The 16,785-nt window shown below is 65.7% G+C and carries 9 protein-coding genes; 7 read left to right on the top strand and 2 right to left on the bottom strand.

Features of this window, described 5'->3' with window-relative positions; translation table 11 throughout:
• Positions 1–39: 39 nt before the first annotated feature.
• A complete protein-coding gene (locus AB688_RS16110; RefSeq protein ID WP_063545102.1) occupies positions 40–2,340 on the bottom strand; it encodes a fatty acid cis/trans isomerase in 2,301 nt (766 codons plus the stop codon).
• Between the two features lie 173 nt (positions 2,341–2,513).
• Between AB688_RS16110 and metH the strand changes: the two genes are divergently transcribed.
• Positions 2,514–6,221 carry a methionine synthase gene (gene metH, locus AB688_RS16115; RefSeq protein ID WP_054890839.1) on the top strand — a complete coding sequence of 1,236 codons (3,708 nt, stop codon included), beginning with the start codon at positions 2,514–2,516 and terminating at the stop codon, positions 6,219–6,221.
• Positions 6,222–6,275: 54 nt separating this feature from the next.
• Here metH and AB688_RS16120 read toward each other — a convergent pair whose 3' ends face one another.
• The gene (locus AB688_RS16120) at positions 6,276–7,346 is read right to left on the bottom strand and encodes a sigma-54 interaction domain-containing protein (RefSeq protein ID WP_063545103.1); all 1,071 of its coding nucleotides are present in this window, start codon (positions 7,344–7,346) and stop codon (positions 6,276–6,278) included.
• A gap of 440 nt (positions 7,347–7,786) precedes the next feature.
• Here AB688_RS16120 and AB688_RS16125 point away from each other — a divergent pair, with 440 nt between their 5' ends.
• From AB688_RS16125 to AB688_RS16150, 6 genes are all read left to right on the top strand, one after another.
• On the top strand, positions 7,787–8,860 hold the full coding sequence (locus tag AB688_RS16125) for an ABC transporter substrate-binding protein (protein ID WP_063545104.1): 1,074 nt from the start codon (positions 7,787–7,789) through the stop codon (positions 8,858–8,860).
• A 22-nt stretch (positions 8,861–8,882) separates the two neighbouring features.
• Positions 8,883–10,106: a lipase family protein gene (locus AB688_RS16130; protein WP_063545105.1), complete on the top strand. Its 1,224-nt coding sequence runs from the start codon at positions 8,883–8,885 to the stop codon at positions 10,104–10,106.
• Positions 10,107–10,118: 12 nt separating this feature from the next.
• Complete coding sequence (locus AB688_RS16135; protein ID WP_063545106.1) at positions 10,119–11,318, top strand: LLM class flavin-dependent oxidoreductase; 1,200 nt, start codon at positions 10,119–10,121, stop codon at positions 11,316–11,318.
• Positions 11,319–11,322: 4 nt separating this feature from the next.
• On the top strand, positions 11,323–12,876 hold the full coding sequence (locus AB688_RS16140; RefSeq protein WP_063545107.1) for an ABC transporter substrate-binding protein: 1,554 nt from the start codon (positions 11,323–11,325) through the stop codon (positions 12,874–12,876).
• A 216-nt stretch (positions 12,877–13,092) separates the two neighbouring features.
• Positions 13,093–15,645, top strand: coding sequence for a TonB-dependent receptor plug domain-containing protein (locus AB688_RS16145; protein WP_063545108.1), 2,553 nt, complete (start codon positions 13,093–13,095; stop codon positions 15,643–15,645).
• Between the two features lie 30 nt (positions 15,646–15,675).
• Positions 15,676–16,764 carry an LLM class flavin-dependent oxidoreductase gene (locus AB688_RS16150; RefSeq protein ID WP_054890846.1) on the top strand — a complete coding sequence of 363 codons (1,089 nt, stop codon included), beginning with the start codon at positions 15,676–15,678 and terminating at the stop codon, positions 16,762–16,764.
• Positions 16,765–16,785 lie beyond the last annotated feature (21 nt).

Raw genomic sequence — 16,785 nt, forward strand, 5'->3', positions numbered from 1 at the left:
GAAAGCCGGGAAAGGTCGGACGCCTTTCCCGGCAATCGATCAGAGGTTCTCGTAGCGGTTCATGTCCAGCACGCCCGCCTCCACCGGCTCGGTCTCCTTGATGTAGGTGTTCAGGTCGTGGAAGTACCGCCAGAACTGCGGGTGGCTGCGGCGCACGCCCCAACGCTCGACGATACGCTCGAACTTGCCCTGGTCGTCACGCGCAGCCTCCATGTCCTCGACGAACTCCGGTACGTCACTGGCCGGAATGTTGAAGATGAAGTTCGGGTAGCTGCTGAGCACGCCCGGATACAGGGTCAGGGTGTCCAGCCCCGGCTGGTAGCGATAGGCCTCGCCCAGCAGGAAGGCGACGTTGCTGTGCGCGCGGTTGCGCAACAGGCTGTAGACCTGACGCTGACCGCCCTGCCCTTCGATGCGCAGCATGGTCGCCTCGGGCAGTTGGCCGATCACCTTGAGCCCTGCCGCCGGGCGCGACACCAGGCGGCTCAGGCTCTGCTCCACATCACGAAACGCTTCGTTCATCTGTGGTCGCGAGCAGTAGGCACCGGTGCAGCGGTTGATCGGATCGGGTGCTGCGTTCAGGCTGCCGGTGCGCTGCAGCAGCTTGAGGCCGAAGTCGCGCGTGGCATTGTGCTCGTTCAGTTGCAGGGCGCTTGGGGTATCGGTGTCGATGTCGGTGTAGTCGAGCCACATCTTCACCTTGCCGCTGTTCTGGTACCAGTCGCTGAGAATCGCGCCGCGCTTGTTGGCCGGCATCAGGCGCAGGAAGTTGACCTCGGCGCCGTTGCGGATCAGGTCGAAGTACAGGCGCGTCTGCAACTGGTGCGAGACATTCCCGTACACGTCGAAGTTGACCGCCAGTTGGTAGTAGGTGCGCTCCAGCAGCGGGTAGTCGAACAGCCAGATGGTCAACGGCACGTCACCGATCAGCCCCTTGCTCACCGAGGCGCTGTCGAAGTGGCGGAAGATGCTGAGCAAGGCGTTGTCGTTGCCTGCCCACAGCGTCGACCAGCTCGGCGCTGGCATTTCGGCGTAGGCCTCGCGGCGCAGGGTCTCGTAGTCGTTGCGCTTGTCGCGGTAGGCACGCCACAGGCTCAGCACGCTGCCGACATCGTCGATCTGCCCCGGCATGGCCAGCAACGGCGTGGCCTGGCCGCGGTAGGCGGCATCGGTGACGTAGCGGTCATGGGCCGGCTCCTGGAACAGCGCCCAGAAGTTGTCGCGGATCACGTCAGTGGCGATCTGCCCGCGGCACACCGGGCCACGGATGAAGGTGCGCACGAAGTACTCGGCGTTGTCGAGCATGAACTGGTAGCGCGCCACCGCCGGAATCGCCTCGAAGGTCTCGAACGGGTTGGCCCGGCGCTGCGGGCCATAGCCCGGCAGCGAGGTGGCGCGCCAGTCGCCGCTGTAGAACAGCTGCTTGACCCGCTTGAGCTTCTGCGGCCCCATCGGGTAGGTGATGTGCGTCTTGTGCACGATCACGCCCTGCACCGGGATCAACCGGTAGTAGAAGTCATTGCCCGGCGGGTCGTTGGGGCGGCGCGTGGCGATCACGTCGACCGGCTGGCCACTGGGCGTGCGCGAGCGGACCCACTGGAAGAAGTGCCCCTGCTCGCCGCCGACGAAATAGATGTGCGCCAGGAACAAATGCTCGTACAGCCAGCGCCCGACCAGCGCCTCGGTGGAGCCCGGACGGTTGAGCAGAGCTTCCCAGTCGGCGATCTGCTTCGCTTCGCTGGGGCTTGGCTGGATCGGCTGGTACTCGACCGGTGCACCGGCCGCCAGCCAACGCTGCAGGGTCGAATATTCCTGGTCGGTCAGCCCGGTAACCGCCAGCGGCATGCCCTCTTTCGGGTGCGCACCGGCATAGGCGTCGAACTCGTGCGGCAGCGGGCACATGTTATTGCGGTTCAGGCCCAGGACGATCTCCTCGGGCAGCTTGGCGTTAGGCGTGAGCGGCGTCTTGTGGCCCAGTTCGAGCATGCGCGCCATCAGCGCGGCCTGGCTGCCCTGATTGTCGAGCACCGAGTAGAAGCCTTTCTTGCGCCAGCCCTCTTCATTCTGCGCGTCATAGAACAATCGCGTGGTGGCGACCGCCTGGCTGCGCTCGCCCTGGTACACCGGCACCTTGGAGGCGCCGCGCTCGGCACCTTCTGCGCTGCCCAGGTTGAGCTGGCAGGCGGCGTCGTTGCAGGCGTGGCAGGCCACGCACTTCTGGGTGAAGATCGGCTGGATGTCACGGGTATAAGAGATGGCCGAGCTCGATTGAGGGGCCTGCGCCAATGCTGCGCCGCTGACGAGCAGGGCGAAGATGGCGACGATAAAACGATGCACCATGTGCCGAATGTCCTGGTTCTTGATAGCTGTCACGATTTGCCTTTCTGTCCCTGGGACTGAGCCTTGGCACCACCAACATGAATCAAATTCATGAGACCGGGCGATGCGCCTAAAATCCGTGCAGCTTTGTTATTATTCCGCACTTCCGTTATTTGTCCGACCAGGTAGTTCTCATGTCCGACCGCAGCGCTCGTCTCCAAGCACTCCAGCATGCCCTCAAGGAGCGCATCCTGATTCTCGACGGCGGCATGGGTACTATGATCCAGAGCTACCGCCTCGAGGAAGACGACTATCGTGGCACGCGCTTCGCCGATTGGCCAAGCGATGTTAAAGGCAACAACGATCTGCTGCTGCTCACCCAGCCCGATGTCATCGCCGCCATCGAGAAGGCCTACCTGGACGCCGGAGCCGATATTCTCGAGACCAACACCTTCAACGCCACGCAGATTTCCCAGGCCGACTACGGCATGGAAGCGCTGGTGTACGAGCTCAACGTCGAGGGCGCGCGCATCGCACGCCAGGTAGCCGACGCCAAGACGCTCGAAACCCCCGACCGCCCGCGCTTCGTCGCCGGCGTGCTCGGCCCGACCAGCCGCACCTGCTCGATTTCCCCGGACGTCAACGACCCCGGCTACCGCAACGTCACCTTCGACGAGCTGGTGGAAAACTACATCGAGGCCACTCGCGGTCTGATCGAAGGCGGCGCCGACCTGATCCTGATCGAGACCATCTTCGACACCCTCAACGCCAAGGCGGCGATCTTCGCCGTGCAGCAGGTGTTCGAGGATGACGGCATCGAACTGCCGATCATGATCTCCGGCACCATCACCGACGCCTCCGGCCGCACCCTGTCGGGTCAGACCACCGAAGCCTTCTGGAACTCGGTGCGCCATGCCAACCCGATCTCGGTCGGCCTGAACTGCGCCCTGGGTGCCAAGGACCTGCGTCCGTACCTGGAAGAACTGTCGACCAAGGCCGGCACCCACGTGTCAGCGCACCCCAACGCCGGCCTGCCCAACGCCTTCGGCGAATACGACGAAACCCCGGCGGAAATGGCCGCCGTGGTCGAGGAGTTCGCCGCCAGCGGTTTCCTCAACATCATCGGCGGCTGCTGCGGTACTACCCCGCCGCATATCAAGGCCATCGCCGAGGCCGTGGCCAAGTACCCGCCGCGGGCCATTCCGGACATTCCCAAGGCTTGCCGCCTGTCGGGCCTGGAACCGTTCACCATCGATCGCCAGTCGCTGTTCGTCAACGTCGGCGAACGCACCAACATCACAGGTTCCGCCAAGTTCGCCCGGCTGATCCGCGAGGAAAACTACACCGAAGCCCTGGAGGTCGCCCTGCAGCAGGTCGAGGCCGGCGCCCAGGTGATCGACATCAACATGGACGAAGGGATGCTCGACTCCCAGGCCGCCATGGTCCGCTTCCTCAACCTGATCGCCGGCGAGCCGGACATCTCGCGCGTACCGATCATGATCGACTCCTCCAAGTGGGAGGTGATCGAAGCGGGCCTGAAGTGCATCCAGGGCAAGGGCATCGTCAACTCGATCTCCATGAAGGAAGGCGTCGAGCAGTTCAAGCATCACGCCCGGCTGTGCAAGCGCTACGGCGCCGCCGTGGTGGTGATGGCCTTCGACGAGGTCGGCCAGGCCGACACCGCGGCACGCAAACGCGAGATCTGCCAGCGCAGCTACGACATCCTGGTCAACGAAGTGGGCTTCCCGCCCGAAGACATCATCTTCGACCCGAACATCTTCGCCGTCGCCACCGGCATCGAGGAACACAACAACTACGCCGTCGACTTCATCGAGGCGTGCGCCTACATCCGTGACCACCTGCCCTACGCGCTGTCCAGCGGCGGCGTGTCCAACGTGTCGTTCTCGTTCCGTGGCAACAACCCGGTGCGCGAGGCGATCCACTCGGTGTTCCTCTACCACGCCATCCAGAACGGCCTGACCATGGGTATCGTCAACGCAGGCCAGCTGGAGATCTACGACGAGATCCCGCCGGCACTGCGCGAGAAGGTCGAGGACGTGGTGCTCAACCGCACCCCTGAAGGCACCGACGCCCTGCTGGCCATCGCCGACGACTACAAGGGTGGCGGCGCGGCGAAGGAAGTGGAAAACGAAGAGTGGCGCTCGATGCCCGTGGACAAGCGCCTGGAACACGCGCTGGTCAAGGGCATCACCGCCTACATCGTCGAAGACACCGAGGAGTGCCGCCAGCAAGCGTCGCGCCCCATCGAAGTCATCGAAGGCCCGCTGATGAGCGGCATGAACGTGGTCGGCGACCTGTTCGGCGCGGGCAAGATGTTCCTGCCGCAAGTGGTCAAGTCCGCGCGGGTGATGAAGCAGGCGGTGGCCCACCTGATCCCGTTCATCGAGGCCGAAAAAGGCGACAAGCCCGAAGCCAAGGGCAAGATCCTCATGGCTACGGTCAAGGGCGACGTGCACGACATCGGCAAGAACATCGTCGGCGTGGTGCTGGGCTGCAACGGCTACGACATCGTCGACATGGGCGTGATGGTCCCGGCCGAGAAGATCCTGCAGACCGCCCGCGAGCAGAATTGCGACATCATCGGCCTGTCCGGCCTGATCACCCCGTCGCTGGACGAGATGGTCCACGTCGCCCGCGAGATGCAGCGCCAGGACTTCCACCTGCCCTTGATGATCGGCGGCGCCACCACCTCCAAGGCGCACACCGCGGTGAAGATCGAACCCAAGTACGCCAACGACGCGGTGGTCTACGTCACCGACGCCTCGCGCGCCGTGGGCGTGGCCACGCAATTGCTGTCCAAGGAGCTCAAGCCTGGCTTCGTCGAGAAGACCCGCCAGGAGTACGTGGAAGTGCGCGAGCGCACCGCCAACCGCAGCGCCCGCACCGAGCGTCTGAGCTATGCGCAGGCGATCGCCGCCAAGCCGCAGTACGACTGGGCCAACTACCAGGCAGCAGTGCCCTCCTTCACCGGCGTCAAGGTGCTGGAGGACATCGACCTGCGCGAACTGGCCAAGTACATCGACTGGACACCGTTCTTCATCTCCTGGGACCTGGCGGGCAAGTTCCCGCGCATCCTCACCGACGAGGTGGTCGGCGAAGCGGCTACCGCGCTGTACCAGGACGCCTGCGACATGCTCGAGAAGCTGATCAGTGAAAAACTCATCAGCGCCCGCGCGGTGTTCGGTTTCTGGCCGGCCAACCAGGTCGCGCATGATGACATCGAAGTCTATGGCGACGACGGCAAGCCGCTGGCCACCCTGCACCACCTGCGCCAGCAGACCATCAAGCCCGACGGCAAGCCGAACTGGTCGCTGGCCGACTTCGTCGCACCGAAGGACAGTGGCATCAGCGACTATGTGGGCGGGTTCATCACCACCGCCGGCATCGGTGCCGAGGAAGTGGCCAAGGCCTACCAGGACAAGGGCGACGACTACAGCTCGATCATGGTCAAGGCGCTGGCCGACCGCCTGGCCGAGGCCTGCGCCGAATGGCTGCACGAGCGGGTGCGCAAAGACTACTGGGGTTATGCCAAGGACGAGCAACTGGACAACGATGCGCTGATCAAGGAGCAGTACAGCGGCATCCGCCCTGCCCCGGGCTATCCGGCGTGCCCGGATCACACCGAGAAAGAGACCCTGTTCCGCCTGCTCGATGGCACGGCCATCGGCGAAACCGGCCCCAGCGGCGTGTTCCTCACCGAGCACTTCGCGATGTTCCCGGCGGCGGCGGTCAGCGGCTGGTACTTCGCCCATCCGCAGGCGCAGTACTTTGCCGTCGGCAAGGTGGAGAAGGATCAGATCGACAGCTACAGCGCCCGCAAAGGCCAGGATGTCAGCGTGAGCGAGCGCTGGCTGGCGCCGAATCTGGGCTACGAAGGCTAAGCGGGCTGCGTGGGGTGCTCAGGCACCCCGCGGCCCATGCCGAGCAAGCCTCGGCTACCCGGCTTTCCCCAGCGCACCGATCTTCTCCAACCGCGCCCGCACGATGTTGCGGCTGATATTGAGCAAACGCCCAGTCTGCAACTGGTTGCCATGGCAGTAGCGGTAGGCGGCGCGAAACACCGTCTCCTCGATATGCTCGTACAGGTTCGGCACGTTCTGCTCGAACAGCGCCAGCAGTGCGCTTTCCAGGCTCACCGGCGCCGCTGCCGCTGCTGGCAATCCTGCCGTCACGGCCACTTCTCCCGGCAACACCGCCTGCGGGCGCATGTCCACCAGGTGCAGGTCCTGCGGTGCCACCACCTGCTGCCTGCACACCAGCAGCGCGTGATGGATGGCGTTTTCCAGCTCGCGGATGTTGCCAGGCCAGCTATGCGCCAGCAGCTTGCGCTCAGCCTCGAGACTCAGTGACGCGCGGTCATAGCCCAGGCGTCGGCAGTGCTCTTCGATGAAGAATTCGGCCAGCGGCAGGATATCCCCAGGTCGCTCGCGCAGTGGCGGCAGGCGGATGGTCGCCACGTGCAGACGGTAGAACAGGTCCTCGCGAAAATGCCCGGCCACCACCGCGTCGGCCAGGTTGACGTTGGTCGCCGCCACCAGCCGCACGTTGATCGGGATCGGCGTGCGTGAGCCCAGGCGCACAACCTCGCGCTCCTGCAGTACGCGCAGCAGCTTGACCTGCATGTTCAACGGCAGGTCACCGATTTCATCCAGAAACAGCGTGCCGCCATTGGCGGCCTCGAACCAGCCGGCCTTGTTCGAGGTTGCGCCGGTGAAGGCACCCTTTTCGTGGCCGAACAGTTCGCTCTCCACCAGGGTTTCTGCAAAAGCGCCGCAGTTGACCGCTACGAACGGCTCACGGCCACGGCGGCTCAGGTGATGGATGTGGCGGGCAACCAGCTCCTTGCCGGTGCCGGTCTCGCCGATGATCAGGGTGTTGGCCTCGCTCGGGGCCAGGCGCTCGATGCGGCTGAGCAGCTCCTGCGAGCGTGGGTCCTTGAAGACGAGCACGGTGGCACGTACCGACTTGGTCAGCTCTCGGGCATTGGGGTGAGTGATCAGCGACATGATGCATTCCTGGCAGTTGAAGCGCGCCCTCATAGTGCACGAATAAATTTAGACCCAAAAATTATTAATAAATATTTATATATTCGAAATTAACATATTGAAAAAATCAACACCTCGATTGCTGCTGGAGCAGCAGCGGGCCAGCAATGGCCTGCGCAGGGATCAGCAGCCAGGCCATCGCGAGGGCTCTGGGTTGAGGGCCTGAAGGCCTAGTGCCACCGGGGCTGGAGCGGATCCGGGCCGGTGCTGGCATGCATTTCGCTCAAGGGGAGGTAACACCCTGTTGGTGGTTGGGGCCGCTGTGCGGCCATCGCGGGGCAAGCCCGCTCCCACAGGTTCAGCGCAGGTCCTGAGAACCGCGCGGTACCTGTGGGAGCGGGCTTGCCCCGCGATGGGCTGCACCGCAGCCCCGACCGCACCACCACCTCCTGGAGCCGCATATGAACACCCCCTGGCGTCACGCCCTGGCCCTGCTCACCGGCCTGCTACTGAGCTTCTCCACCATCGCCGCCGAAGCCCCGCCCGCCGTGCGCATCGCCATCGTCGCCTTCACCCAGGGCGGCGCGCCGGTATTCGGCGGCATCCCTGGCCGGGTCATCGAAGAGGGCTGGCTGGCACAACAACTGGCCGAGCGCGGCGTCAAGCTCGAATGGGTCGCCCTGCCCCACGCCGGCGCCGGTCCGCAGATCAACGAGGGCTTCAGCAACAACAGCCTGGACTTCGCCGTGCGCGGCGACCTGCCGACCGTGATCGCCGGTGCCGGTGGCGTGCCGGGCAAGCTGGTCGTGCCCGGTGGCAGCGGCAACAACATCTACCTCGTCGTGCCCACCGACTCGCCAGTGCGCAGCATCCAGGACCTCAAGGGCAAGCGCCTGGCCCTGCACCGTGGCCGTCCGTGGGAGTTCGCCTTCAGCAATTTCCTGCACAGCCAGGGCCTGAGCCTGGCCGACTTCAAGATCGCCAACCTCAACCCGCAGGTTGGCGCCGCCGCGGTGTCCGCCGGCAAGGTCGATGCCGCCGTGCTGCTCAACGAAGCCTATGCCCTGGAAGACAAAGGCGTGGCGCGCATTCTCTGGTCGACCAAGCAAGGCGCCAACGACTGGCGCCTGGTCTCCGACCTGTTCGGCACCGATTTGTTCGTCGAGCAGCACCCCGACCTCACCCAACTGGTCGCCACCGCCTGGGTCAAGGCCGCCTGGTGGATCTCCCAGGCAGAGAACCGCGACGCCTACTACACGCTCTCCTCTCGCGCCGGCATTGCCGAAAGCGTGCTGCGCCGCGATGACCAGGACGACCCGGTGGCCTGGAAAGACCGCTGGGCACCGAAGACCGACGCCCAGCTCGAAGCCCATTACCAGGCCCTGGCCCGCTACGCCCTGGAGAACCGGCTGATCCGCACGCCCTACGACATTCGCCACGACCTCGCCACCCACTTCACCCGCCAGGCCCTGCAAGACCTGCAGCTCACCGGCTACTGGCCTGCGGTCGCCACGCAATTGAGCAAACAACCCTGAATTTCCGAAAAGAGACCCGTCCATGAAACTGCCTGCCACCCTCGTCTTCAGCCTTAGCGCCCTGGCCTTTTCGATCAGCGCCCTGGCCGCCCCGACCTACGCCCCCAAGCCCGACCCGCAGCAAGGCGACGGCCGTGTCTCGGCGTTCTACAGCTGGAGCGAAGTGATCCCCGCCGCCCCCGGCAAGCTGCTACGCAGCGAGCCGCTGGAGCAGACGCTGAGCCTGCCCAGCGCCGCCAGCGCCCAGCGGATTCTCTACAGCTCGCTGGACGGACGCGACGGCAAGACCCCGGTCGTGGTTTCCGGGGCGCTGTTCATCCCCAAGGGCAAGGCTCCCGCCGGCGGTTGGCCGGTGCTGAGCTGGGGCCACGGCACGGTCGGCGTCGCCGACATCTGCGCGCCATCCTGGGCCGGGCGCTCCTACCGTGACGTGCAATACCTCGACCGCTGGCTCAAGGAGGGCTTCGCCATCGTCGCCACCGACTACCAAGGGTTGGGCGTGCCCGGTGGTCACCCATTGCTGAACAACCGCACCGCGGCCTACGGCATCCTCGACGCCGCGCGTGCCGTGGTGCACGGCGTGCCGGGCCTGGCCGACAAGGTGCTGATCGTCGGCCAGTCCCAGGGCGGCGCCGGTGCCTTCGCCGCAGGCGCCTATGCCGCCACCTACGCGCCGGAGCTGGGCGTCAGAGGCAGCATCGGCACCGGAGTGATCTACACCGTCGGCTCGAAGAACGTCGGTGAACGGGACAACAACAAGGTCGACCCATCCCTGGCCTATGGCTTCTACACCTTGCTCGCCGCGCAGCAGTACGACCCGAGCATCGACCCTCGCGATCACTACACCGACAAGGCCCTGCCACTGTTCGAGCAGGCCCGCAGCAGCTGCCTGTCATCGTTGGTCAGCGACGTGGTCGGTACCGGCCTTACCACCGCCAACTCCAAGAAGGACTACCAGGGCGACAAGCTCAAGCCATGGCTGGCGCAGGTCTCCTACCCGACGCTGAAGCTGGCGCAGCCGATCTTCATCGGCACCGGCGCCGAGGACCAGACCCCCACCGCCGCCAGCCAGGCCAAGCTGATGCAGGACGCCTGCGACGCCGGCTCCATCGTCGAAGGCCACCTGTACAAGGGCCTGGGCCACAGCGAGACCGTCAACGCCTCGCTCAAGGATTCGATCCCCTTCGCCCACAAAGTCATCAACGGCGAACCCATCACCCCGATCTGCAAACCGACAGTCCAGTAAAGGAGGCCCGACATGAGCATCGAGTTCTTCACCCGCCTGCCACTGCATGGCGAAACGCAGTTTCTTCCCGGCGACAGCCGCAACCGCGGCGACTGGCACCCGGGCGGGCCGAGCACCGGCGCGGTATCGGGGTTCGCCGTGGGTGATCACTTCACCTACATCGACTACCTCGGCCAGGTGGCCCGCGCCGCCGAGATCAACGGCTTCGGCGGCGCGCTGATGGTCAACGCCCCCAGCGGCGAGGAGCCCTGGACGGTGTGCTCGCTGCTGGCCCGCGAGACCCGGACACTGAAGTTCGTCACAGCCTTCCAGCCCTATCACTACACGCCCTGGGTCGCGGTGCAGCAGGCGGCGACCTACCAGCGAGCCACCGGCAACCGCCTGGTCTGGAACATCATCAACGGCGGCTCGGACGCGATCCAGCGCCAGGTCGGCGACTACGAAAGCCACGATGACCGTTATGCGCGCGCCACCGAGTTCATGGATGTCGTCAGGGGTTACTGGCACAACGAGCAGTTCCACTACGACGGGAAGTACTACCACGCCGACGGCGGTGGCCTGCGCGGGCCGCTGAGGAAGGCCGAGTTGCCGCTGATCTGCACCGCCGGCTCGTCGGTCGCGGCGCGTGAGTTCGCCGCCAAGCATGCCGACTTCTACCTGATGCGCGCCGAGCACCCGGACGAAATCGCCGCGCTGATCGCCGACATCCGCGCCCGCGCATTGAAGTACGGACGCAACGACATCCGCTTCGGCCTATCGATCGATGTGATCGCCCGCGAGACCGAGACCCTGGCCCGCGCCGAGGCGCAGCGCTTCTTCGACGAAGGCATCGCCAAGGGCGCGGTCAAGGCCAGGGCCGCCCACGCTGGCCTGCGCACGGCACGCAAGCTCAGCTACGAGCAAGGCTTTACCGACAAGGGCGATACCCCCGGCATCGACGACTTCTTCATCCATCCCAATGTCTGGACCGGCTTCGGCTACATCGGCATCCCACCCGGCTGCGCCCTGGTCGGCAGCTACGAGAACGTGGTGGCGCGGATCCGCGAGTACAACGCCATCGGCATCGACCTGTTCTTCCTCGCCGGCTACCCGCACCTGGAAGAGGCCTATCGGATCGGCGAGCACATCCTGCCGCACTTCCGTGGCGAGCGCGCCGCCCTCGCCCGCCTGCCTGAAACGCCCGTGCAACTGCACGCGGCCAACGGAGCCTGAGCCCATGACCAGGGACGGTTACCCCCTGAGCCGGCGCAGCTTCCTCGGCCATACCGGCGTGCTAGCGGGCGGGCTGTTGGTCGGTTGCGGCCCCAGCGACAGCCCGGCCACCGCAGTCGCCGACCAGCCACGCCACGGCGGGCGCCTGCGCCTGGGTATCATCGACGGCAACCAGAGCGGCAACCTCGACGCCCACAAGCCCATCGGCAGCGGCATCGTGCGAGGCTTTGCGCTGTACAGCAAACTGTGGGAATGGGACGAGCAGATGCAGCCGCGCCTGGCCCTGGCCGAGTTCGCCGAGCCCAACGCCGATGCCAGCGGCTGGACCCTGCGCCTGAAGCAGGGCCTGGAGTTCCACCATGGCAAGACCATCGATGCCGACGACCTGATCTTCTCCATCCGCCGCCTCACCGATCCGCAACTGGCCTCGCCCTATGCGGCGCTGCTGCACTGGGTCGATCGTGACCATCTGGAGAAGCTCGACGAGCGCACTGTGCGCCTGCGTTTTCGCGAAGGCCGTAGCTACCTGCCGCTGCCCGAGACCTGGGTCAATTTCGGCGGCATCGTGCCGGTGGACTACCATCCGGTCAGCAATCCAGTCGGCGCCGGGCCGTTCAAGCTCAAGAGTTTTACCCCTGGGCAACGCTCGCTGTTCACCCGTTTCGACAACTACTTCAAGCCGAACAAGCCTTACGCGGACGAGTTGGAGATCATCGACTTCAAGGATCAGACCGGGCGCCTGGCGGCCCTGCGCGCCGGGCAGATCGACATGGCCAATGTCATGTCCACCGAGCACCTGCAGGTGCTGCAGGCCGACCCGCGGCTGACCCTGCTCAAGTCGGTGAGTGGCAACTGGCTGTCGTTCGACATGAACACCGCCAAGGCGCCGTTCGACGACCCACGGGTACGCGAGGCCTTCCGCCTGCTGGCTGACCGTGAGGAGCTGGTACGCCGTGCGCTGAACGGTCAGGGTCGCGTGGCGAATGACCTGTACGCCCCCTTCGACCCAACCTTCAACAACGCCCTCGGCCCGCGGCCGCACGACCCGCAGCGGGCCGCGCAGTTGCTGCGCGAGGCAGGCCACGAACAGCTGGAGGTGGAGCTGGTGACCACACCCGGGCCGGGACTCGCCTCGGCGCTGGTACTGGCCGAGCAGGCCAAACGCATCGGCGTCACCCTCAAGGTGCGCCAGGTTGACCTGGCAACGTTCCAGGGGCCGCAGCGCGACGACTGGACCTTGAGCACCGGGGGCAGCATCGGTGCGCCGTTCCTGGCCAGCGCCATCCATACCGATGCGCCGTTCGCGGTGACCAACAAGACCCACTTCCACGACGCGCAATTCAGCGAGGCGTTTCTCGCCGCCATGGCCCAGCCGGACCTGGAGAAGCGCAAAGTGCTGGTGCACCGCGCGCAAGAGATCCAGTACCAGCGCGGCGGGATGCTGATCTGGGGTTACGCCGACCTGCTCGACAGCGTCAGCAACCGCGTCGGCGGGGCGCAGCCGGAGCGCTCGCTGTTCAGTACCTGGCGGTTCGAAAGTTTGTGGCTCAAGTCATGATCACGCGCTGTCTGGGCCGGCCCTATCGCGGGACAAGCCCGCTCCCACCGATACCCCACCGATCTCCCAGACCACGGGGTACCTGTGGGAGCGGCGGTTTGGCGCGCCGACTTGTCCCGCGATAGGGCCGGCACACCCCCCACATAACCCCAAAAACAACCGCAGGCGCGGCTGCGCCCCACCTCCATTCCACCCTACCCGAACGAGGCCCACTCCATGCCCCGCGCAGCCCTGCACCCTGCATTCGCCCTGCTGGCCCTGGCCAGCACCCCGTTGCTGGCCGACGACACGGTCCTGCAAACCGTCACCGTCCAGGCCGAACAACCCGACGACGACGCCCTGCCCACTCGCCCACCCTCATCGATCTACGGCGGCCTCGAAGCCAAGGTGCTCGACACCCCACGTTCGGTCACCCAGGTCAACGCCGAGCAACTGGCTCGCGACCCGATCCGCAGTGCCGACGACCTGGTCAAGTACGCCCCCGGCATCACCCGCGGCGGCGGCCAGAACGCCGGTATCGCCCCGCAGATGCGCGGCCAGAACAGCGAAGTGTTCCAGGACGGCCAGCGCGCCTATGGCGTACGCCACCCTGCCAACTTCAACGCCTATGAGGGCGCCGACATCGTGGCCGGCCCCTCGTCGGTCACCTACGGCTCGGTCAGCGGCAGCGGCGGCTACGTCAACTACCTGAGCAAGAAGCCCGACTTCGAACGTTTTCGCACCAAGCTCTCCGGTGAAATCGGCAGCTGGATCCCCGACGGCGAATCGCGCGATGCGACCAAATTCAGCATCGACAACACAGGCCCAATCAGCGACAACCTCGCCTACCGGGTCAGCATCACCCGCCAGCGCCAGGAAGACTTCTACGACAACGTCGAGAACAACTTCGACGCCTTCTACGGCGCCCTGGCCTTTCGCAACGACCATGTGCGGGTGGACTGGAACGCCGCCTACGACGATTACTACGACTACAACATCACCCACGGCTGGAACCGCGCCACCCAGGACCTGGTCGACCACGGCAAGTACTACGCCGGCCGCGCCACACCGATCATCCAGAACGGCAATACGCTGTGGTCGCCGGTGCTGTCCTCCGGTGCCAGCGACGCCCAGGTGCTGGGCTGGGTGCAACGCCAGCGCAATGCCCAAGGGCAGTATTCGGTGGTCAACGGCAGCTTCCAGGGCGCGTCGCCCAACACCCAGGCCAACCCCGGCAGCCTGCGCGGCTGGGTCTACGACCCGTCGCTGGAAGGCAACGGCCTGACCTCGCTGTCGTCGCAGACCGGCCAGCGCGCCCAGGATGAGAACCGCTCAAGACGCTTCACCACGCAACTGCGCATCGAAGGAGAGCTGACACCGTCGATTACCCTGACCAACAGCACCTTCTACCAGCACTCCACCGACACCACCGATGCGGTAGGCGCCTTCCAGGTCCAGGGCAAGGACGACATCTTCGACAACCGCTTCGAGTTCCGCGCCCGCGGGCAATGGCAGCTCGGCGGCCTGACCCTGGTCGACGACAGCAACAGCGGCCTGATCTATCGCCGCGAATCGAACCAGTCGATCGCCGCCAACAACAGCTTCGGCTCGACCATCAACGCCTACGACCTGACCCAGGACCCGCGCCTGAAAAACCCAGGCGACCTGCTCGGCCTCGCCGGTCGCAACCCCGCCGGCGGCAACGCGGCCTGGATCGGCCAGCCCGGTGTGGCGCAGTTCTCCAATCTCTACGGCTGGCTCAACCTGCCGGCCATGTACCCGGCCGGGCATGGCCTGTACGCCGAATCCATCGCGCCGTACACCGCCGACAGCACCTGGACCACCAAGACCCTGTTCAGCCAGCACAACCTGCGCCTGGGCGAACGTGCAGGCCTGAACATCGGCGCCAGCCGCAGCTGGATCGACGCACGCATCGAGAACCCCTTCGTGGTCAATGGCGCCAGCCAGCGCAAGGACGCAAACAACTACCGGTTGTTCTCGGTCCAGGTCAGCCCCTACGTCAAGCCCACCGACAACAGCACCCTGTACTACACCTTCGACCGCTCGCTGGCGGTCAACACCGGTTTCTTCACCAACGGCCTGGGCTGGGGCAGCGGCACCGGCGCCAACCAGCTCAACCCCCTGGCGTTCCAGAGCCTGAGCGTATTGCACGAGCTTGGGCTGAAGGTCGAAGCCGTGCCCGACCAGTTGTTCCTGACCCTGGCGGCCTATCGCCAGGCCCGCGACCAGGCGCCGGACAGCAACAACAACATCGCCCGGCTGATCGTCAAAGGCCTGGAAGCGACGCTGCGCTACCAGGACGAACACCTGCGCGGTGGCCTCAATCTCAGCCGCATCAGCGCCTACAACGAGTTCACCAGCCAGGCCGGCTTCGCCTCTGCCGGATTCATTCCCGACAACGGCACCGTGTTCGGCGACAACAACAGCCTCAACCAGCGCCCCTCGGGCAAGTTCGATGCCGTACAGATCCCCGAGTACAACGCCGGGGGCTATGTGGACTATCGCTTCGACTCAGGCTTTGGCGTGGAGCTGTCCGGCTGGTGGACCAGCAGCTGGTACCTGAACCTGAGCAAGACGGTGAAGGTGCCCGACGAATACAACCTCGACCTGGCCGTGTACTACCGCCAGCCGCAGTGGGGGGTGACGCTGCGCATGCTCAACGTCACCGATGAGCTGAATTTCGTCAGCGGCCTGGCCGGCTCCACCAACACCTTCCTGCAACCCATGCCGGGCCGAACCCTGCTGGCACAGGTCGATTACCAGTTCTGACCCTCAACCCCACACCCGGGAGGCTTTGCCATGTCCATCGAATTCGTCGGTATGATCTTTCCCCGCCAGTGGTCCGAGACCCGCGGCGTACGCACGCCCGACTTCGACCTGCCGTTCATTCGTCATCATGCCCGCGCCCACGAGCACGCCGGGTTCGACCGGGTGCTGATCGCGAGCGGCCCCGGCAGCGCCGACAGCTTGCAGATCGCCGCCTACGCCGCCGCGCACACCGAGCGCCTGGGCTTCATGATCGCCCACCGCCCGGCCCTCACCGCCCCGACCGTGGCGGCGCGCGCCTTCGCCACCCTCGACCACACCACCGGCGGCGGGCGTATCCGCCTGCACGCGATTACCGGGATCACCGCCGAACCCCAGGAAGGCGACACCCTGCTGGACAAGACCGAACGCTACCAGCGCACCGACGAATACCTGGAAATCGTCCGCCGCACCTGGACCGCCGAAGCGCCGTTCGATTTCGAGGGGCGCTACTTCAACATCAAGGGCGCGTTCTCGCCGGTCAAGCCGCTGCAACAGCCCCACATCCCGATCTCGTTCGGCGGCTCGTCGGACATCGCCTACCAGATCGCGGTCAAGCACGCCGACCTCTACGCCCTGTGGGGCGAGCCGTTGAGTGGCGTGGCCGAGCAGATCGCCAAGCTCAAGGCGGCCGCCAGCAGCGCCGGGGTGGCGGCGCCGCGGGTAAGCCTGTCGGTACGCCTGATCCTCGGCGCCACCGAGGAGCTGGCCTGGCAGAGAGCGGAGCAGATCCTGGCGCAGATCAAGGCCAACCCACAGTTCGCCGCCGACAGCCCATGGAGCAAGCGCATCAAGGGCACCGGCTCCGAGCGCCTGCTCGCCGCTGCAGCACGTGCAGACCGGCATGATCGTGCACTGTGGATGCCGACCGCGACCGCAGTCGGTGCCTATGGCGACACCACCGCGCTGGTCGGCACACCGGAAACGGTCGCGCAGGCCCTGCTCGACTATGTCGACCTGGGCGTGACCACCTTCCTCAACCGTGGCTACGACCCGCTGTACGACACCGTGGACTATGGACGCTGGGTGATTCCGGCGGTCCGAGAAGAAGTGCGGCGGCGCCAGGCCCGCGTCACAGGCTGACCGTCAGCGCCGCCACAGGTG

It is taken from the genome of Pseudomonas putida, assembly GCF_001636055.1.
GTDB classification, from domain to species: domain Bacteria; phylum Pseudomonadota; class Gammaproteobacteria; order Pseudomonadales; family Pseudomonadaceae; genus Aquipseudomonas; species Aquipseudomonas machongensis.